Source organism: Bacillus sp. 179-C3.3 HS, assembly GCF_047229225.1.
Taxonomy (GTDB): Bacteria; Bacillota; Bacilli; order Bacillales; family Bacillaceae; genus Bacillus.
In genome coordinates this window covers 54,914-73,621 of record NZ_JBFEFT010000006.1, presented here as the reverse complement: position 1 = coordinate 73,621, position 18,708 = coordinate 54,914, and the positions used below count along the sequence as shown (strand labels likewise).

At 40.2% G+C, this 18,708-nt stretch carries 20 protein-coding genes and 1 pseudogene; 8 read left to right on the top strand and 13 right to left on the bottom strand.

The features are described from left to right. Positions 1-3: 3 nt before the first annotated feature. Together AB1K80_RS06090 and AB1K80_RS06085 are read right to left on the bottom strand one after the other, a co-directional pair. Positions 4-1,335 (bottom strand): hemolysin family protein, encoded by a 1,332-nt coding sequence (locus tag AB1K80_RS06090; protein WP_412855731.1) that lies wholly within the window; start codon positions 1,333-1,335, stop codon positions 4-6. Between the two features lie 59 nt (positions 1,336-1,394). Further along, positions 1,395-1,745 (bottom strand): MerR family transcriptional regulator, encoded by a 351-nt coding sequence (locus tag AB1K80_RS06085; protein WP_412855730.1) that lies wholly within the window; start codon positions 1,743-1,745, stop codon positions 1,395-1,397. A 403-nt stretch (positions 1,746-2,148) separates the two neighbouring features. On the opposite strand from AB1K80_RS06085, the gene AB1K80_RS06080 reads away from it, so the two are divergent. Both AB1K80_RS06080 and AB1K80_RS06075 read left to right on the top strand, forming a co-directional pair. Further along, entirely contained in the window at positions 2,149-3,534 is a 1,386-nt protein-coding gene (locus AB1K80_RS06080; RefSeq protein ID WP_412855729.1) for a hemolysin family protein, read from the top strand. A gap of 89 nt (positions 3,535-3,623) precedes the next feature. Next, complete coding sequence (locus tag AB1K80_RS06075; protein WP_412855728.1) at positions 3,624-4,016, top strand: transcriptional regulator; 393 nt, start codon at positions 3,624-3,626, stop codon at positions 4,014-4,016. On the opposite strand, the gene crcB (AB1K80_RS06070) is transcribed toward AB1K80_RS06075, so the two are convergent. The 3 genes from crcB (AB1K80_RS06070) to AB1K80_RS06060 are packed head-to-tail and all read right to left on the bottom strand — an operon-like array spanning position 4,013 to position 5,493. Then, a complete protein-coding gene (gene crcB, locus AB1K80_RS06070; protein ID WP_412855727.1) occupies positions 4,013-4,375 on the bottom strand; it encodes a fluoride efflux transporter CrcB in 363 nt (120 codons plus the stop codon). The two genes, AB1K80_RS06075 and crcB (AB1K80_RS06070), sit on opposite strands and share 4 nt — an antisense overlap. Beyond that, complete coding sequence (gene crcB / locus AB1K80_RS06065) at positions 4,376-4,771, bottom strand: fluoride efflux transporter CrcB (protein WP_412855726.1); 396 nt, start codon at positions 4,769-4,771, stop codon at positions 4,376-4,378. Continuing rightward, positions 4,768-5,493 (bottom strand): glycerophosphodiester phosphodiesterase, encoded by a 726-nt coding sequence (locus tag AB1K80_RS06060; protein ID WP_412855725.1) that lies wholly within the window; start codon positions 5,491-5,493, stop codon positions 4,768-4,770. Before AB1K80_RS06060 ends, crcB (AB1K80_RS06065) begins: the two co-directional genes overlap by 4 nt. Before the next feature lie 303 nt (positions 5,494-5,796). Between AB1K80_RS06060 and AB1K80_RS06055 the strand changes: the two genes are divergently transcribed. The 3 genes and pseudogenes from AB1K80_RS06055 to AB1K80_RS06045 all read left to right on the top strand — a co-directional run bounded on the left by AB1K80_RS06055 (position 5,797) and on the right by AB1K80_RS06045 (position 7,906). Then, a complete protein-coding gene (locus AB1K80_RS06055) occupies positions 5,797-5,898 on the top strand; it encodes a YhdX family protein (RefSeq protein WP_412855724.1) in 102 nt (33 codons plus the stop codon). A 159-nt stretch (positions 5,899-6,057) separates the two neighbouring features. Beyond that, positions 6,058-7,146: pseudogene (locus AB1K80_RS06050) on the top strand (mechanosensitive ion channel family protein). 28 nt (positions 7,147-7,174) lie between these two features. Beyond that, positions 7,175-7,906, top strand: coding sequence for an NAD-dependent protein deacylase (locus AB1K80_RS06045; protein ID WP_412855787.1), 732 nt, complete (start codon positions 7,175-7,177; stop codon positions 7,904-7,906). 36 nt (positions 7,907-7,942) lie between these two features. On the opposite strand, the gene AB1K80_RS06040 is transcribed toward AB1K80_RS06045, so the two are convergent. Then, complete coding sequence (locus AB1K80_RS06040; RefSeq protein ID WP_412855723.1) at positions 7,943-8,797, bottom strand: polysaccharide deacetylase family protein; 855 nt, start codon at positions 8,795-8,797, stop codon at positions 7,943-7,945. Positions 8,798-9,084: 287 nt separating this feature from the next. Between AB1K80_RS06040 and dat the strand changes: the two genes are divergently transcribed. After that, positions 9,085-9,936 carry a D-amino-acid transaminase gene (gene dat / locus AB1K80_RS06035; protein ID WP_412855722.1) on the top strand — a complete coding sequence of 284 codons (852 nt, stop codon included), beginning with the start codon at positions 9,085-9,087 and terminating at the stop codon, positions 9,934-9,936. A gap of 96 nt (positions 9,937-10,032) precedes the next feature. On the opposite strand, the gene AB1K80_RS06030 is transcribed toward dat, so the two are convergent. Then, complete coding sequence (locus tag AB1K80_RS06030; protein ID WP_412855721.1) at positions 10,033-10,539, bottom strand: universal stress protein; 507 nt, start codon at positions 10,537-10,539, stop codon at positions 10,033-10,035. A gap of 559 nt (positions 10,540-11,098) precedes the next feature. Here AB1K80_RS06030 and AB1K80_RS06025 point away from each other — a divergent pair. Further along, entirely contained in the window at positions 11,099-12,856 is a 1,758-nt protein-coding gene (locus AB1K80_RS06025) for an ABC transporter ATP-binding protein (RefSeq protein ID WP_412855720.1), read from the top strand. Further along, the gene (locus AB1K80_RS06020; protein ID WP_412855719.1) at positions 12,853-14,868 is read left to right on the top strand and encodes an ABC transporter ATP-binding protein; all 2,016 of its coding nucleotides are present in this window, start codon (positions 12,853-12,855) and stop codon (positions 14,866-14,868) included. The genes AB1K80_RS06025 and AB1K80_RS06020 overlap by 4 nt, the downstream gene beginning before the upstream one ends. A gap of 117 nt (positions 14,869-14,985) precedes the next feature. Here AB1K80_RS06020 and AB1K80_RS06015 read toward each other — a convergent pair whose 3' ends face one another. The 6 genes from AB1K80_RS06015 to AB1K80_RS05990 all read right to left on the bottom strand — a co-directional run bounded on the left by AB1K80_RS06015 (position 14,986) and on the right by AB1K80_RS05990 (position 18,690). Beyond that, positions 14,986-15,603, bottom strand: a complete 618-nt coding sequence (locus tag AB1K80_RS06015; RefSeq protein ID WP_412855718.1) for an NAD(P)-dependent oxidoreductase — start codon at positions 15,601-15,603, stop codon at positions 14,986-14,988. Positions 15,604-15,659: 56 nt separating this feature from the next. Next, positions 15,660-15,860 (bottom strand): hypothetical protein, encoded by a 201-nt coding sequence (locus tag AB1K80_RS06010; protein WP_412855717.1) that lies wholly within the window; start codon positions 15,858-15,860, stop codon positions 15,660-15,662. A 31-nt stretch (positions 15,861-15,891) separates the two neighbouring features. Then, a complete protein-coding gene (locus tag AB1K80_RS06005; protein WP_289382080.1) occupies positions 15,892-16,095 on the bottom strand; it encodes an alpha/beta-type small acid-soluble spore protein in 204 nt (67 codons plus the stop codon). A gap of 241 nt (positions 16,096-16,336) precedes the next feature. Continuing rightward, positions 16,337-17,443 (bottom strand): ABC transporter ATP-binding protein, encoded by a 1,107-nt coding sequence (locus AB1K80_RS06000; RefSeq protein WP_412855716.1) that lies wholly within the window; start codon positions 17,441-17,443, stop codon positions 16,337-16,339. A gap of 141 nt (positions 17,444-17,584) precedes the next feature. Further along, a complete protein-coding gene (locus AB1K80_RS05995) occupies positions 17,585-18,460 on the bottom strand; it encodes a helix-turn-helix domain-containing protein (protein ID WP_412855715.1) in 876 nt (291 codons plus the stop codon). Positions 18,461-18,480: 20 nt separating this feature from the next. Then, the gene (locus AB1K80_RS05990; RefSeq protein WP_412855714.1) at positions 18,481-18,690 is read right to left on the bottom strand and encodes a YheE family protein; all 210 of its coding nucleotides are present in this window, start codon (positions 18,688-18,690) and stop codon (positions 18,481-18,483) included. Positions 18,691-18,708 lie beyond the last annotated feature (18 nt).

Below are 18,708 nucleotides of genomic sequence, written 5' to 3'. Positions count from 1 at the left end.
TTTTTATGAAGCGCCTTCTTCGGCTGCTTCTAATTGTTGTTCCGTTATTTTTTTGACCTCGATGTATGACACATGATGTCCATCGACTTCATTAATGATAAATTCAAAGCCTTGTTCACGAATGGCGTCATTTTTCTCAACTTCATATTTCTGTGTGAGGAACCAACCACCAATCGTGTCGACTTCTTCATTTTCAAGCGAAATGCCCAAGAGCAAGTTGACTTGATCGATGAGAACTTTACCATCAAGGATGTAATGGTCTTCACCGAGTTTTCGTACTTCGTTAATTTCATCTATGTCGAATTCATCGCGAATTTCTCCGACAATTTCTTCTAAGATGTCTTCAACGGTCACAAGGCCAGCGGTACCACCATATTCATCTGATAAGATGGCCATGTGGACACGTTCACGCTGCATTTTGAGTAATAACTCATGGACAGGAACCGTTTCAATCACGTGGATAATCGGGTTAACGAATTTTTCGATTGTATCACTTGTTGAACTTTCTCCACTAATACAAGCAGTGAGGACTTCTTTAATGTTCACAACACCGATAATGTTGTCTTTGTCGCCATCTTCAATTGGATAACGTGTGTATTTCTCTACCTTTGTTACTTTCAGCATTTCCCCAATGGTAATATCATGAGGGAAGCTGACGACTTCGGTACGTGGAATTAAAATTTCTTTCGCCAGACGATCATCAAATTCAAAAATTTTATTCACATATTTGAATTCAGACTGGTTAATCTCGCCGCTCTTATAGCTTTCAGATAAAATAATTCGCAATTCTTCTTCAGAGTGCGCCATGTCATGCTCAGAAACTTGCTGTAAACCGAATGCTTTCGTTAATAAACGAGCAGAACCATTTAATACCCAAATGAATGGGAACATGATTTTGTAAAATATCATGAGTGGTCTCGCAAAAAGTAAAGAGACTTGCTCAGCTTTTTGGATGGCGAGTGTCTTTGGTGCAAGCTCACCGACCACAACGTGTAAAAACGTCATAATACTAAACGCAATAACAAAGGTCACGATGTGACTAGCTGATTGAGGAATTGAAAGGTCTGCTAACACTGGTGCAAGCATGTGTGCAATTGTTTCTTCCCCTAACCAACCAATCCCAAGGGCCGTAATGGTAATCCCGAGCTGACAGGCAGATAAATACTCATCAAGGTGAGTCGTTACATGCTTCACAGCAACTGCTGTTTTATTACCTTCTGCAATCAATTGATCAATCCTTGAGCTTCTCAAGCGAATGATCGCAAACTCTGATGCTACGAAAAATGCGGTTAAAGCTATAAGTAAAGCAACTATGAATATATTAACTATGTCCAATTAAGGCCTTCATTCTGAATATTCAGAAGAAGGTAACACCTCCTGTTTAGTAAAAGATTTTAACTTAACAGCAGTAAAAATGATTGGACAGCTGTCATTTTTTCCGGCGTAAGCTGCTTTTTTAGTTGTTCACGTTGTTCTGGTTGCAGCTGCTTACAACGTGTTAAAATGCGGTCCATATGCTCATTCATCTGATCAATATCAGTGGTTAAATGGACAAGTTCGTCTTGTTCTTCTGTTTGAGAAGGGAATTGTTCATCTAATCTGGATTTGATGTCAGAAAGAGCCAATCTCTGCTGTTTGCAAAGAACGATTAATTGTAATCGTTTTAAAGCATATTCGTCGTAATAACGATAATTCGAGCAGGATCTAACAGGCGCCAGCAGTCCTATGTTTGTATAATAGTCCACTGTTCTCTTCGTCACCTGTGCAATCTGTGCTAGTTCACCAATACGATACTTTTTCTCAGCCCCATCTGAACATCTCCTCCTAACCGTCACGTTATAGTTTATGAAAATAGTTTAATATAATTCGAGTCTGAAATACAAGTTAATTGTTCATTTTTCTGTCAAAATGAAGCTACTGTTCATGAGAAAATAAACATAGTGAAATAGGAATTTTAAAAAGATATATGGTAAGATAAAATGAATACCGTTTCATATATATGTAGAGAGGCGGATTTTCAGTGAACCGGAGGTGGTTAGGTGGGACCCTCAATATAGTCTTATTTAATCAGTTAACCGTTTTGCATAAAAATAAAACAACATCTATCAGGAGGTGACTCCTTGTTCTTCTAAGAAAGGGCAAGGTTAAATGGACGATATTGTTAATCTGAGTATAGTCGGAGTATTGATTGCTTTAACAGCTTTCTTTGTTACATCTGAGTTTGCCATTGTAAAGGTGAGAAGCTCAAGAATTAATCAGCTTGTTGCCGAAGAAGGGTCTAAAAGAGCCATCATGGCGAAAAAGGTGACATCAAGGCTAGATGAATATTTGTCAGCCAGTCAGCTTGGTATTACAGTGACATCGCTTGGTTTAGGATGGATCGGTAAGCCGGCAGTAAAAGATCTTTTGGTTCGAGGTTTTGGTTTGACAAACATTCCTGATTCAGCGATCAGCCTGATCTCAGCAATACTTGCGTTCTCTATTATTACCTTTTTGCATGTAGTCGTTGGTGAGCTTGCGCCAAAAACGATTGCCATTCAAAAGGCAGAAAAAATGACACTTTGGTTGGCAGGACCACTGCACGCCTTCTATATCCTTATGTATCCATTCATCTATGTGTTGAATGGTTCGGCCCGTATTTTAACCAAAATGATGGGGATTGATATGGGGTCTGAAAAAGAACATTCCCATTCTGAAGAAGAATTGAAGATATTATTATCTGAGAGCTTGAAAAATGGGGAAATCAACACATCTGAATATAAATATATGAATAACATTTTTGATTTTGATAATCGAATCGCCAGAGAAATCATGATTCCACGTAGAGAAATCTGTGCCATTCCAGATGATATGCCATTAGATGAAATACTGGCCATCATGACAAAGGAAAAATTCACACGTTTCCCTATGTTTTCAGGGGATAAAGATCATGTTATCGGGATGCTGAATAAAAAGCAACTCTTTGCAGATCTTGTGTATCAGGATGAAAAAGATCAACTGAAGATTCAAGATTATATCTATCCTGTGATTGAGGTCATTGACACGATTCCAATTCGGGAGCTTCTGATCAAGATGCAGCGTGACCGAATGCATATGGCCATTTTAACAGATGAATATGGTGGAACGTCTGGTCTTGTCACAACAGAAGATATTCTAGAAGAGATTTTCGGCGACATTCGAGATGAATTTGATGAAGATGAACAGCCGATTATTCAAAAAAGAGCAGATCATCATTTTATCTTAGATGGAAAAGTTAGAATCAGTGAAATTCAAGATCTGATTGAACTTGCTTATGATGATGAAGAAATTGATACAATTGGTGGGCTTATCCTAAAGGAGAATATTGATATCCAAGAAGGACAATCCATTTATATAGATGACATTCGAATGAAGGTGCTGGAGATGGACGGTCGTTATATTAAAAAGATCGACTTGAAAAAAGGCATCACGTCATCAGAAATAGAAAATGAACGAGCAGGGCTTGATCTTAAAGAGCCCCTTCTTGTAAACGAAATGACCTTGAGCGAAAAATAAGCTCAAGGTTTTTTTTAGGTATTTAGCCTCTATTTAACGAATGTATGTTCGTATACAATAAGAACAAACGTTCGTTAAGGAGGATGGACATGCTTTGGTATGAAACTGCGAGTATAACGGAGAAAAAAACCTCAATCAAACGAATTGAGTTTCATTTAAAAAACTTTAAGAATTACCAAGCGGCAATCTCGAATATTGAAAGGCAACTTGAAAAACGAAGCCCTCTGCAACAAGATCACTTGACAAGACAGAAGTTAGAGGAGCAGAAACAACAGTATGAGCTCATTGTGGCTTGTATTGAAACAGCATTAAAAGAATTGGATGACATAGAGCAGCAACTGATTGATTACAAGTATTTTCGAGATTGGCGAATGGCAAAGTGTGCAATGGAAATCGGCTATAGCGAGAAAACACTGTTTCTCATGAAACGACAGCTCATGAATCAACTGCTCATTAGTTTAGCTGCCATCACGACGATTTAAAACAAGGTTTGTCCGATTTGATAGAACAGAGCAAAAAGGGATAAAGACCCTAATATCGTCCCTACCATATAGAACACTAGCTTGCCGATTTGCCGCTGCATGAGCATATGAGCGGACTCTACACTAAAAGTAGAGAAAGTCGTAAAGCCACCGAAAAAACCTGTCCCAATGATGGTAAGCAGTGGTTGAGAATGAACCGAACCTGTCAGTAAACCTAGACCGGCTGCGCCCAATAAATTAATAAGGAGAATGCCAAATGGGAAACGAGAATGTAACTGCGTTTTCTGAGCCAATTGGCTGATGAAAAAACGAATGGCACTGCCAATCCCTCCGGCAAGAGCTGTATAAAAAACAATCATTTAGTCTGCTCCTTTCTCAGATAAACTTGGTTGATAGTGTCGCTGAGCGATGAGAAGACCTATGAATGCGGCGGCTACTCCTGCAATGACGGAGAGCAATATGTATAATGTGCCTGCAGTGAATTGTCCGGTCTGTAATAGAAGCACAGTTTCTTTAGAAAAAGTGGACATCGTCGTAAAACCCCCACAAAATCCTGTTCCGGTAAAAGAGGCGAGGTACTTTTTCCTTTTGTGAAACATAAAGTATCCTGTTAAATAGCCAAGAAGCAGGCTGCCTGCCATATTCTCGATCAGTGTTGCATAGGGAAAGGTTTGGCTGACGACCGTTTGACTGAGCGCATATCTACATAGAGTGCCAATGAATCCACCAGTGAAAACGGCGAGATAAAGTTTCATTTAGAACATGTCTCCTTTGAAAAATATGGCGGGAAATCTGTCACGACGCCATCAATAGGATATCTTTTAATCCATTCGGCTGTTTTTCGATTTTTAATTGTCCATATAAACACATCCATGCCGAATGAGTGAATGCGATCTATCCAAAAACGATTGATCATGGTTTTCTTCATATTTAGACAATCAGAGAAGCGACTGTACAAAGCCAATTTTCTTTTCGCCAGTTTTAAGATGGATGGTTTGATGATGTAAGCTGTGCGAAGTGAAGGATGATCAGCTTTGATTCTCTTGAGCGCATTGCCATCAAAGGATTGAACCATGATATGACGCGAATAGGAAAAGCGCTTCACGATATCGACCACTTGTTTTTCAATTCCGATTTGTCGTTTAGGATGTTTGATCTCAATAAGGATGCCAATGCGCTGGCTATACCTTTCGAGAATTTCTTGTAACGTGGGTATTCGTTCATTTGCATATTGTGGATCAAACCAACTGCCTGCATCCAGCTTTTTTAGCTGATTCAGTGAATAACGCTTCACTAAGCCATTTCCGTTGGTCGTTCTGTCTACGGTCTCATCATGTATGACAACGACTTGTTGATCCATGGTCAGTTGAACGTCCAATTCAATATAATCTGCGCCCTGTTGAACAGCTAAATCAAATGCGGCGATCGTATTTTCTGGGGCAACGCTTGATGATCCTCTATGCGCGATAATATACACATGACCCAGCTCCCTGAAATAAGTTCTCGTCTCATCATAACAAAAGCAATGTAGCTTTGCCTTATTTATATGGAGAGAACGAGCAGCGTATGTGATCATGATACATGATGTGTCTAGACATGAAGGGATATCCATGTGGAAAGTTGAAGGAATAGACCGAGTTCACTTTGAGTACATTGAAAGACATCAATGTTTCTTCGATCAATTTCGTCCCAATTATCAGCGTTCGTCAAAATATTAGTGCTTTCGTCATGTTGACTGAAAATTCTGATGTTTTATAATGAAAAAAAGGAGGCGAGATGATTGGGTAAAGGGAGAATTAAAGTGGAAGAACGTATTAAGGCAGAAACGGATGCTGAAATGTTTAAAGCGACTCTCCTTGATCAGGCTCAGAAGAAAAAGTAGTGTGCTGCCCGTCAATATGTCTCAAGAAAAAATTCATAATAAAACCTTTATGCCTCGGGACATGTCCCGAGGCTTTTATAATAGAGACATTTAAGTGAAGACATGAACGAAGATCATATTATAAACTAGAGAGGAATGATTTAAAGGAGAGAGATAGACATGTTTACACAAAAGTGGATAGATTCATATTTCACAGTGGATGTGGCAATCCAAATCGGGATTAGCCTTTGTATTTTAATGCTATTTTTATTGCTTCGTAAGGTGTTTACGAAGTACTTGTTTCATATTCTCTTTAGGCTGACAAACCGGTCTAAAACCGAGGTCATCAATCAGGTTGTGGTGGCATTTGAAAAACCAGCTCGGCTGTTTTTTGTCGCAATCGGTGTTTATTTGGCTTTAAGACAGGCACCCTTTTTTGAGCACCATATGGATGTCATCGTGAAGCTTTATAGATCCTCGATTATTATGATGATCACGTGGGGGCTTTGTAATTTAACAGCCGCATCATCTTTTTTATTTCAAAAGGTGAATTCTAAATTTGAATTAGAAATGGATGACATTCTAGCGCCCTTTTTATCAAAGGTGCTTCGTTTCATAATTATTGCGCTAAGTATTAGTATCATTGCACAAGAATTTAATTATGATGTGAACGGACTAGTGGCAGGTCTTGGGCTAGGAGGGCTAGCTTTTGCATTGGCAGCGCAGGATACAGTGGCGAACTTCTTCGGGGGCATTGTGATCATCACGGAAAAGCCGTTTACAATGGGCGATTTTGTAGAGACACCGAGTGTGTTAGGTACGGTTGAGGACATTACGTTTAGAAGCACAAAGTTTCGTACACCCGCTGAAGCGGTTGTGACGGTACCGAATTCGACCCTATCAAAAGAGCCTATTACCAATTGGACAAGAATGAATAAGCGTCAAATTACATTCTCGGTTCGTGTTTCCTACAATACACCGAAGGAAAACATTGATCGTTGTATTAAGCGTCTAAAATAAATGCTAAATGAGCATGATGGTGTTCATCCAGAAACGATTATGGTGAACCTTGATTTATTGGCAGATAGCTATTTAAACTTATTTTTCAACTTTTACACTAATACAACAGCGTGGGCTGAAAACCTTGATATTAAACAAGACATTAATTATCGAATCATTGATATTTTCCATCAAGAAGGTGTAGAATTTGCCTTCCCTGGACAGACCATTTATATGGAGCAAAAGGGTGAAAAGCAGTTAGGTGAATAAAGGGGGAAAAAGAGTGGATCAAACAAAAGTGGCAGTGCTAAGAAACAGGCTGGCACAAGCGAACCATATCACAGTCCTTACAGGTGCAGGGATGAGCACAGAATCCGGTATTCCAGATTTCAGGTCGACAGGTGGTGTATGGACAGAGGATTCGTCTCGGATGGAGGCGATGAGTCGTTCCTACTTTTTATCGCACCCTCATCAATTTTGGCCAAAATTCAAGGATCTGTTTCAAATGAAAATGAGTGGCACATATGAACCAAATGCAGGGCACTCCTTTTTGGCGGATCTTGAGAAGCAGGGAAAACAGGTTGATATTTTCACCCAAAATATTGATGGATTGCATAAAAAGGCGGGGAGTCAGCATGTCTATGAACTGCATGGTTCCATTCAAACAGCGACATGTCCGGCGTGTAAAGCGGAGTATGATTTGCCTTATTTATTAAAAGAAGATGTACCGATCTGTCAAAAGATTGCTTCAAATGGATGCAAGTGTGGTCGTGTGTTAAAAACCGATGTGGTGCTATTCGGAGACATGGTGCAGCATTTTGAACAAGTCGAACGGTCAATGATGCAAACTGACGTGCTATTGGTGATGGGGACATCTCTAGAGGTGGCACCAGCAAGATACATTCCGGAGGATGCTGCTCGGATTCCCTCTATTTTTAAAGTAATGGTGAATATGAGTGAAACAGCCTTTGATCCATTATTTGATCTTGTGTTTCATGAGAAAATTGGAGATCTCGTGAACGCTTTATAAAAACAAGCCCGCATCCAAAAGGTGCGGGCTTTGTGGTTATTGTTGTAGCGGCTTCATTGTTTCGTCAAGGACAGCGAAATGATATCCCTTGGCTTTTAACTGAGTAATCAGCCGATTTAAATAGGTGGCTGTCGCTGGCTGATCGTGTAATAAAATAATTTTTGGTTCTTTCGGGTATTTTGTTTCAAGCACTTGCAATTGATTCAATACCTCTGGAACGTACTTTGAGTTTTTATATTTCCAGTCAAGGCTATCAATGGTCCAATCCCAGTAGATGAAGCCCTCTTGTTTTAAACGCGTTTTTTGTCGATCTGTTAAATGCGGGACACTGCCATAAGGGGTTCTCACTAGATTGGTATACTCGTCTGTGACAGACGCCAAAATACGTTGATTTTCTTTCATCTCATTGACGGGGGAATCCCCTTTGTAAAAGCGTTTCACATCATGTGTCATCCCATGAAGTCCTAGCTGATGGCCTTCTTTGTGCAGTCTTTTGACAGCTGCAGGGTATTCTTTGATTTGTGGCCCAAGCATAAAGAATGTCGCTTTGACATCATGTGCTTTTAGTACGTTTAATAGCTGATTTGATGAAGCGGAAGGACCGTCATCAAATGTTAAAAAGATCGTTTGATCAGTGATCTTTTTGTCTTGATTGATCTTAAAATGTCCATTCAATGTTTTCTTCGAATCATCTTTTGCTTTTAGGCTTTTACTGGTGTCTCGAAATTCACTGCTGACTGACACATCTTCTTGTTGATCTGCCGCTTCCATGTTGGTTTTCGACATATCCCAAATGAAAATGAGGATGAGTGTAAGAATGACTAACCCAATCGCTTTTGAGAGAAGCAGCGTATTGGAAGGTGTCTGTTTTTTGTTGGTAACCCGTTGCATGACAATCGCTCCAATAAATCAATAAGTTTGTGTCGAATCGTGTTGTGGAATCTGTCTTTTTTCACAGTTTTTTGTCGTTCTTATATCAAGTAAGTATACAGGAAAATCTAGCCTATGAATATAGAAGATCCTAAATCATTGGAATCTTTTTGGTTATGAATCTATATTTGTTAAAATGAAAGGTTATCCACTGAATGTGAGATAAATTCACGGTTGAAACGTTTACATTTATTCGCTAAGATAGCATCAGACTCAACCATTAAAGCAAAGCGAAGGGGAGAATCCATATGAAAGTATTGTACAATGGAGATTTCATTGAAAAAGAAGATGCATTTGTTGATATTGAAGACAGAGGCTATCAATTTGGTGATGGCGTCTATGAGGTTATCCGTGTTTACAATGGAACTTTATTCACATTAAAAGAGCACACGGAACGACTCTTCAAGAGTGCAAAAGAAATCGGCATTCATCTGCAAGGTACGGTATCAGATATGGAAAACAAATTAAAGCAACTCGTCTCTGAAAATGAATTAACGGATGGCGGTCTTTATATTCAAGTGACACGAGGAGTAGCACCTCGTAAACATCAATATCCTGATTCTCTTACACCTCAAATCACAGCCTATACATTCCAAGTGAAAAAGCCCGTTCAAGAACAAACGGCTGGTGCAAAGGCTGTGTTATCAGAGGACCTTCGCTGGTTAAGATGTGATATCAAAAGTTTGAATCTTTTATATAACGTGATGGAGAAGCAGAAAGCTTCTGAAGCTGGTGCATTTGAAGCGATTTTAGTGAGGGACGGTTTTGTAACTGAAGGAACCTCCTCGAATGTATATGCCGTCATTGATGGTGTGATTCGTACTCACCCAGCAACCAACCTTATTTTAAATGGAATTACACGTAGAAAGCTGTTACAAGTATGTGAGGAGCAAGGTATTGGTGTGGAAGAAACCCGTTTGTGCAAAGCAGACCTGCTGCGTGCACAAGAAATTTTTATTAGTTCAACGACAGCTGAAGTGGTACCAATCATTGAAATAGACGGTCAACCAATCGGAAATGGTGTGCCAGGAGAGATCACAAAACGAGTACAGGAAGGGTTTCAGCAAAAGATTAAGCATGAGACATCTGTCCCTTCATAAATAATAAAGGCTGTAAACATAGGTTTACAGCCTCTCTTTATGATGAGGATGATGCGAAGTATAGGCAACAGGGCTAAAATAAGCCCTATCAGGCATTTATTTTACGATCAGTACGGGAATATCTGATTTGGATGATAACTTTTCACTCACACTGCCAAATAGCAATTTTTTCAATCTACTTTGATCACGTGCTCCCATGACGATGAGATCGGCTGATATGTCTTCTGCATATTCAATGATCGCTTCTGCAGGTTCTCCTTCGACAATTTCGATCATCGCTTCAAATTGTTCTTCATTTAAAAGCATCTTCGCTTCTGCAACGACCTCTTCAGTATGATCCTCAAAAATCAAAGGGCTTTCTTGTTCGTCATGTGGTACATATACAGGAGGTGTTTGAAGGTCTGCTATACCACCACCGATATAGGCTCCTCCAGTCATCGGCCGAGGGGCATCAAATATCTGTCTACTTGACTTGCCATCATGTGCATAAACGACCGTTAGCTTGGCATGCAAGGTTTTGGCTAAAGCGATTGCTTTTTTCAAAGCTTTCTTACTGTCTTCATGTCCATCAAACGCAACGACCATCCGATCAGCTTGAAACAATGTCCTCATTCCTTTCAAAAGGAGTCATTACATTCATGGTATACCCGTTGGGATGAAAAGATACACATCAACGTATGTGTTTATTTATTAGAAAATTTCATTTATTGTAAAAAGTTTATTGACAAATTGGTGACAGCCACTATAAGATAAAAAAAGATGTAAGAGCCAAAAGGAGGAAATGTCATGTGCAAGATGAGAAGAATGAAATCAAACTATATGAATAGATTGATTCACGTGACAAGTACACCTTCATTGGTCATTGAAAAGGAACTGTTTTGTTCCAATTGATTGGATGAATTAAGGCGTGTGTTGCGTATTTTTCAACATGCGCCTTTTTATCATGTAAAAAAGAGGCGTACCAGACAACTGGTCGCCTCTTTTTTTGTTGATGACATTTCGAATCTCGAAATAAAGAAATGGTGTCAGCAAAATACAAAGTAGAGGAGTGGAAGCATGTGAACATGCCCAAAGCGAGACAAATGACAAAAGCACAGAAACGTAATCAAAGTGAGAGCCAGGAAAAAATAGAAAGCGGCTAGCTTTAAAAGGAGCGACAAACATGTTTTCAGTATTCGGTAAATTAAGCTGGTTCTTTAAAAAAGAATGGCGGAGGTACACCATCGCCATTACCTTTCTCCTCATTGTGAATGTACTTGAAATGCTGCCACCTAGATATCTTGGGCAGGCAGTTGACGACATTCGTTCCGGTCAATTTACAACATCTAGTTTAGTGTTTTATGTGACCATCTTTTGTGTACTTGGCGTTATCGTGTACACGCTCACGTATGTATGGATGTATCAGTTATTTGGCGGAGCAAATGTGATGGAGCGTGTGATGCGGGGAAAACTCATGCGTCATTTACTTAAAATGACCCCTACCTTTTATGAAAAGAAAAAAACCGGCAACTTAATGGCATTAGGGACAAATGATTTGAATGCTGTTGCCTTAACAACAGGCTTTGGTGTGCTAACGTTGGTTGATTCCACTGCATATATGCTCATGATCTTTTTGACGATGGGACTGACGATTAGCTGGAAATTAACCTTGATGTCTATTATCCCGATGCCGCTGATGGCGATCTTGATCGCATTTTATGGCAGTAAGATTCATGAGCGCTTTACAGTGGCTCAAGATGCATTTGGTGATATGAACGATCGGGTGTTGGAATCAGTCGCAGGTGTTCGGGTCATCCGCTCATTTGTGCAAGAAAAGCAGGATGTTGCACGCTTTCGTCAAATGACGGAGGATGTGTTTCGAAAAAACATGCGTGTGGCGACGGTAGATTCATTATTTGAGCCGACCGTGAAGCTGCTTGTTGGGATCAGTTATTTAATTGGGATTGGCTACGGAGCTTATCTTGTGTTCCAAAGTGATTTAACCATTGGTGAACTTGTCGCATTTAACGTATATCTTGGCATGATGATCTGGCCGATGTTTGCGATTGGTGAGTTGATTAATATTATGCAAAGGGGTAGTGCATCGTTAGATCGGTTAAATCATACCCTCAGCTACAAGCCAGATGTAACAGATGCTGCCGAGCCAAAAACGTTACAAGAGCCCGGTGATATTCAATTTGATCATGTTACGTTCAGATATCCAACCTCCTCTAAAGACAATTTAATCGATGTGTCCTTTACCGTTCGAAAAGGGCAAACGATTGGCATCACAGGAAAAACGGGGAGCGGCAAAACAACCATCGTGAAACAGCTCTTGCGCCAGTATCCAACAGGTGATGGTCAAATCCTGTTATCAGGTGTTCCGATTCAAGACATTTCAATGGATCAGTTATTTCAATGGATTGGTTATGTACCACAAGACCATATCCTTTTCTCGAAAAGTGTAGAAGAGAATATGCGTTTTGGTCATATGAATGCGAAGCAAAGTGAATTAGAAGAGGCGATCAAAGACGCTTACTTTGAAAAGGATTTACACTTGTTGTCAGAAGGATTGGAAACCATGGTTGGGGAAAAAGGTGTGGCGCTGTCAGGTGGACAGAAGCAGCGGATTTCCATTGCCCGTGCTTTACTAATTGATCCGGACATTTTGATTTTAGATGATTCGTTATCAGCCGTTGATGCAAAAACGGAAACCGCTATTTTAAAGAATTTAAGGCAAAATCGACAAGGGAAAACGACGTTTATCACAACACATCGCCTATCAGCTGTTGTGCATGCGGATCTCATTCTCGTGATGGAGGAAGGGCGAATCGTCCAAAAAGGAACGCATCAAGAACTCATTCAGCAAGAAGGATGGTACAAAGAACAATTTCTACGTCAGCAGCTGGAAAACAGGCTGGAAGGAGGGGATGGGGCATGACAACAGGAAGAAGACTCCTTGCCTATGCACTCCTTTATAAAAAAATACTATCCATCGCCTTAATCTTTCTCATCATTGCGGTGGGGGCTGAATTAACAGGGCCTTTTATCGGAAAGAAAATGATTGATGATCATATTCTAGGCGTAGAAAAACCGTATGTTGAAGTAAATGAACAGACAGATGAAACCGTTCATTATCAAGGAAAAGAGTATATCCGAAGTGATCGATTCAAGAGTGAAAGTGAAGCTGGAAATCAAATCAATGTCATGCAGGTCGGATTTGCCTACTATTTGGTTGAGGAGCCAATTCGTTTTGATGGCAATCGATCGATATCGGGAGATCAGCTCACCATTGAAAATGGGAACGAGCGTCAAACCTATGATGTACAGCGTTTATCGAAAGAAGAGATTTTTGCTTTTTATCAACCAGAAATCAGTGGTTTGGTTCAGCTTGTACTGTTTTATCTAGGTCTACTGATCATTGCGATTTTCTTTCAATATGGGCAACATTATTTGCTCCAGCGAATTGCGAATCGGATTATTCAAAAAATGAGAGTAGACGTGTTTGAACACATTCAAACGTTGCCAATCCAGTATTTTGATAATTTGCCTGCTGGGAAAGTGGTTGCACGGATTACGAATGACACAGAAACCATTCGTGATTTATATGTGACGGTACTCGCTAATTTTGTGACAAGTGCCATTTACATGGTTGGAATCTACATCGCCATGTTTTTATTAAATGTGAAGCTGGCACTCATTTGTTTAGTCGCTGTGCCGATTATTTTCATATGGTCGCTGACCTATCGGAAGTTTGCATCAGTGTATAATCACCGTATTCGCTCCATCATTAGTGAAATCAACGCCAAGCTAAATGAAGCGATTCAAGGGATGACGATTATTCAAGCATTTCGTCATGAAAAAGCAACGAAAGAGGAATTTGATGAACTGAATCATCAGCACTATCAATATAAGCGAAAGATGCTTCATTTAAATTCGCTCCTTTCACATAACTTGGTTAGCCTGCTTCGTAATTTAGCGTATGTTGCGCTTATTTGGTATTTTGGCGGTGCCTCGTTAAGTGCGTCAGGCATTGTGTCAATCGGGGTGCTCTATGCGTTTGTTGATTATTTAAATCGATTGTTTCAGCCGATTACAGGCATCGTGAATCAATTTTCACGATTGGAATTAGCAAGGGTTTCCGCTGAAAGGGTCTTTCGTTTATTAGATGAGTCAGGTACAAAAGTGGAGGAGCCTGCTGATGAGAAAATAGAAGGGCACGTTGTATTTCAAGATGTGACGTTTGCTTATCAAGAAGGGAAAAACGTCTTAAAGAACATTTCATTTGAAGCAAAAAAAGGTCAAACCATCGCGCTAGTTGGGCATACAGGCTCTGGAAAAAGCTCAATCATGAATGTACTACTACGCTTTTATGATATCCAGCAGGGGGATATTCTCATTGATGGGGAAAGTATTAATCTAAAGTCACGACAAACGTTACGCAAGCAAATGGGGATTGTCCTGCAAGATCCGTATTTATTCTCTGGAACGATTGCATCGAATGTCAGTCTCGGGAATGAAGAAATGAGCAGGGAAACGATTGAAACGTCTCTCAAGCAAGTCGGGGCAACAGACTTATTGAAACACTTACCGCTAGGGTTTGATGAGCCAGTCGTTGAAAAGGGAAGTACGCTCTCCTCTGGGGAACGTCAATTGATTTCATTTGCCCGCGCGTTAGCGTATGATCCAGCGATCTTAATTTTAGATGAAGCGACCGCCAATATCGATACAGAAACAGAAGCCATCATTCAGCGAGCGCTTGACGTTGTCAAAGAAGGACGAACAACCTTTGTCATCGCACATCGACTCTCTACGATTAAGAAGTCCGATATGATTTTGGTATTAGAGAAGGGGGAAATTGTCGAGCGAGGCGATCATGAACAGCTCATGCAACAAGACGGGCTGTATGCACAAATGTACGAACTGCAAAAGGGTGCGGTTGCTAGCACTTAAAGTGAGAAGAGGCTCTATCTATTGAGAGAGCCTCTTTGTTACATCTACACATGTAAGAAGTCGACCGATTGAATCAGCTCGACTTTTTGTTTGTGATAGATGTGCGTTGGCTTATCGTTAATAAGCGATGCCGACTCGTTGTTGTACGAACTCCTTCGAATTTAACTGTTGATATAAAAAGTGTGCGGTATCTTCAACTGAAATTTTCTTTCCATCTATAGGGAGAAAGTCTTTTTCATAGCGATATGACCGTGTCACTTCTCCATCTGGTAAGTAGGTTGGACAGATCAATGTCCAATCTAGATCAGTCGCTTGAAGGGTTTCAAACGCTTTGGCATGTTCTTTAGCTGCACGGGTAGTCGTTCGCCTCGATTCATTTGTTTCAAAGCGATAAAGTTCTGGCTGTTGCCTTGCTTTAAGGATACCTGCAGTGCCAATCGTAATAATTCTTGTTGTACCAGTTTGCTGCATGGCTTGGACGATATGCTCCATCGAAACAGATAAGGTGTCATCGCCGTCTGTTGACAGACAACTTACTACAATATCCGAACCTTTTATGGTCTCAAGCACATCCTCTTGATTTCTTGAATTACCGGTGACTTGAAACATGCCTTCTAGCATACCTTCACGTTTTGTTCGAATCAATGAACGGACCATGTACCGATCATCTACTTGAACGAAACGAAGAAATGCTTGTCCTACACGTCCATGTGCACCGAATAGAGCTATTTTCATCTGTTCTATCCCTCCACTACATACTATAAGTGAAAAGGATAAAAAATGGTACAAATTTATGACATGCTTTTTTTATAAAGGTGAAAGGATTGAATATTATATGCATATTCACATAATAAAGACAGACCAACAAATTGGATGAGTTCAACATTTAGACCAGTCATGATGTCCAACACGATACGCCCCTTTCTCATGTCATCATCATATGAACAGAAAGGGATTTGGTGAAGCATCAAAACAAAAAAAGAAGACACCATAAGAGGTGCCTCCTATTAACCAGATATAAAATTAAGCGTTTGTTCCGCCAAGGTTTTGCTGAGCGTAAGACACAAGACGTTTTGTGATTTCTCCACCAACTGACCCGTTTGCACGAGATGTTGTTTCTGCCCCAAGGTTTACACCAAACTCAGAAGCGATTTCGTATTTCATTTGATCGATTGCTTGCTCTGCTCCTGGAACGAGTAATTGATTTGAACTATTAGAATTTGCCATGATGAGAATCTCCTTTATCATTATGATTTGGTTTATGGTTGGGTTTGCTGGAATCGCACCAGCGAAATGATCAAGTCATTTGCCACTTGGCGTAACCCAATGTAATCCCCGCTTTGTACTAAATATTATGGTTGATTCAAAAGAAAACATACGAAAAAAGAACATGGTAAATGTTGTGTTGACACCTTTCTTTTCATGAAAAAACCATCACTCAAAAGGAGTGATGGTCGGGCGATTTCTATTATTCAGCTGAGCGAATGCGTTCCTCACTATCAGCATCGAAGAAGTGAGCTTTATTCATATCGATGGCAAGCGGTAAAGACTGGCCAGCTTGAACATGTGTACGGGCATCAACACGTGCAATAAAGGATTGACCATCAAGAGAAGAATAAAGCATCGTTTCTGCTCCCATGAGTTCAGCTACTTCTACATTTGCCACAATTTTTGTCCCTTCAGATGCCTCCAAAAAGACAGGTTCATCATGGAAATCCTCGGGACGAATGCCAAGGATGACATCCTTTCCGATATAGCCTTGACTCCGCAGGACCTTCATTTTTCCTTCTGGTACACGAATGTGCGTTTGTCCAACAGCAATTGCACCGTCAGATAGTTTCCCTGTAAAGAAGTTCATGGCAGGAGATCCAATGAACCCACCAACAAAGACATTATGAGGATTCTCATAGACATCCTTCGGTGCACCTACTTGCTGGATAAAGCCGTCTTTCATGACCACAAGGCGAGTCGCCATGGTCATTGCTTCAGTCTGATCGTGCGTAACATAAATGAAAGTCGTTTGCAGGCGCTGGTGGAGCTTTGAGATTTCAGCACGCATTTGAACACGTAACTTTGCATCAAGGTTCGACAATGGCTCATCTAAAAGAAAGACTTTTGCATCTCTCACAATCGCTCTGCCTAGTGCAACACGTTGTCTTTGTCCGCCTGATAGTGCTTTTGGTTTTCTATCTAAATATTGTTCAAGCCCTAAAATTTTTGCCGCATTCCGAACCCGTTCATCAATTTCCGCTTTCGGAAACTTTCGTAGCTTTAATCCAAAGGCCATATTATCGTACACGTTCATATGAGGGTATAACGCATAATTTTGGAACACCATCGCAATATCGCGGTCCTTCGGTGCTACGTCGTTCATTCGTTTCCCGTCTAATAAAAAGTCCCCTTGTGAAATTTCCTCAAGCCCGGCAATCATTCGAAGGGTCGTGGATTTACCGCACCCTGATGGACCGACAAACACAATAAATTCTTTATCCTCTATATGTAGATTAAAGTTATCGACTGCTGTTACCTTATTGTCATATACTTTATAAATTTGATTGAGCATCATTTCTGCCATTGATGATACCCTCCCATCCCTTTATTTTTGAAAGCGCTTCACTTGTAAGTAAAGTGTATAAAATAGGCAAAAGACTGTAAATGGACAACATGCACAACATCTGATTTGCTTTTTTGGGCAGGGTGCTACTGTGACCATGTGTTATGACAAATCAAGAAGACTCATCATGAAATAAGCTGCCGAAGCTTCTGGAAAATGACGGACATCCAAGCCTGTACGTTCAATAAATTTATCAATTCGATATTGAAGGCTATTTCGATGAACATATAATGCTTTTGCCGTTTGTGTTGCGTTTAAATTACATTGCATATACGTCATGAGGGTGTGAGTCATTTCTCGATCAGATACTGCGTTTTGAAAGGCGTCTGATATTGCGTCAATCATGACAAGCGGATCATAACGAATGAGAGATGGCAGACAATGATAAAAGGTTGTAACAGATGATCTCAGCTTCCCCTGTTGAATGAGCCATAAAAAGAGCTGCTGTTCTTGCAACAATTTCACTCGTAAGTGTTCGTTTGGTAAATGCAACTGACCTTGAAAAAAAATACAATCGGTTAAAAAATCAGACGTGATGGCTTGAGACAGATCATTCAGTTGATCTAATTCCGCATTTTCTGATGTAGCGTTTGTTTGAATGAGCATGGCTGTATCAGCACTTGTCCAAATGAAATGAGTGCGTTCGAGGCTGCTGCTAACAGCCTCTTTTATTTGGTGCCTTTGTTCTGCTTGGTGTTCCATTTTGAAATAGTGAACACGGACGGAAGCGTCTACGGTGAGTGGTTTTTTTTCAAACAGATAATTGTACCAATTCTGTTCATCTTCTGTTTCCTGCTGATGAGATCTATCAATGGGTGTAAGGAATGAATTGAGAAGAAGGATTTCACGTGATGATAGCTTCGTTTTGTCTATTCCGAATATGTCGCCTTCATCCGTTTGATACCATTGAATGTGTTTGTCATTAGTCGGTTTGCTGATGAAATATTCACCGTATGCAAGTTTTAACTTTTCTAACATGGCGAGGCTCCTTAAACAGTTTAATCATAGACATGGAATAACATTAATTCGTGGATTTCTTCTTTTAAGCTAGGTTCGACTTCGTGGGGGGGAAGGGGTGAACCCCATTCAATATCACCTGATTTGTGGTAGATGCCTTCATAATGTGCACCATTGTGAAAAAAGGATATTTTCCATCCAGGCAATTGTGCTTTTTTAAAAAGTGGTTTCCATTGAAAATGAGAAATCATATCATCACTGCCTCCTTG

What these genes read in the sequence shown, in the direction of transcription:
- AB1K80_RS06080 (WP_412855729.1), top strand. Translation starts at nt 2,149, where the DNA reads ATGGACGATATTGTTAATCTGAGTATAGTCGGAGTATTGATTGCTTTA.
- AB1K80_RS06075 (WP_412855728.1), top strand. Translation starts at nt 3,624, where the DNA reads ATGCTTTGGTATGAAACTGCGAGTATAACGGAGAAAAAAACCTCAATC.
- crcB (WP_412855727.1), bottom strand. Translation starts at nt 4,375, where the DNA reads ATGATTGTTTTTTATACAGCTCTTGCCGGAGGGATTGGCAGTGCCATT.
- crcB (WP_412855726.1), bottom strand. Translation starts at nt 4,771, where the DNA reads ATGAAACTTTATCTCGCCGTTTTCACTGGTGGATTCATTGGCACTCTA.
- AB1K80_RS06040 (WP_412855723.1), bottom strand. Translation starts at nt 8,797, where the DNA reads ATGCAACGGGTTACCAACAAAAAACAGACACCTTCCAATACGCTGCTT.
- dat (WP_412855722.1), top strand. Translation starts at nt 9,085, where the DNA reads ATGAAAGTATTGTACAATGGAGATTTCATTGAAAAAGAAGATGCATTT.
- AB1K80_RS06025 (WP_412855720.1), top strand. Translation starts at nt 11,099, where the DNA reads ATGTTTTCAGTATTCGGTAAATTAAGCTGGTTCTTTAAAAAAGAATGG.
- AB1K80_RS06020 (WP_412855719.1), top strand. Translation starts at nt 12,853, where the DNA reads ATGACAACAGGAAGAAGACTCCTTGCCTATGCACTCCTTTATAAAAAA.
- AB1K80_RS06015 (WP_412855718.1), bottom strand. Translation starts at nt 15,603, where the DNA reads ATGAAAATAGCTCTATTCGGTGCACATGGACGTGTAGGACAAGCATTT.
- AB1K80_RS06010 (WP_412855717.1), bottom strand. Translation starts at nt 15,860, where the DNA reads ATGGTGTCTTCTTTTTTTGTTTTGATGCTTCACCAAATCCCTTTCTGT.
- AB1K80_RS06005 (WP_289382080.1), bottom strand. Translation starts at nt 16,095, where the DNA reads ATGGCAAATTCTAATAGTTCAAATCAATTACTCGTTCCAGGAGCAGAG.
- AB1K80_RS06000 (WP_412855716.1), bottom strand. Translation starts at nt 17,443, where the DNA reads ATGGCAGAAATGATGCTCAATCAAATTTATAAAGTATATGACAATAAG.
- AB1K80_RS05995 (WP_412855715.1), bottom strand. Translation starts at nt 18,460, where the DNA reads ATGTTAGAAAAGTTAAAACTTGCATACGGTGAATATTTCATCAGCAAA.
- AB1K80_RS05990 (WP_412855714.1), bottom strand. Translation starts at nt 18,690, where the DNA reads ATGATTTCTCATTTTCAATGGAAACCACTTTTTAAAAAAGCACAATTG.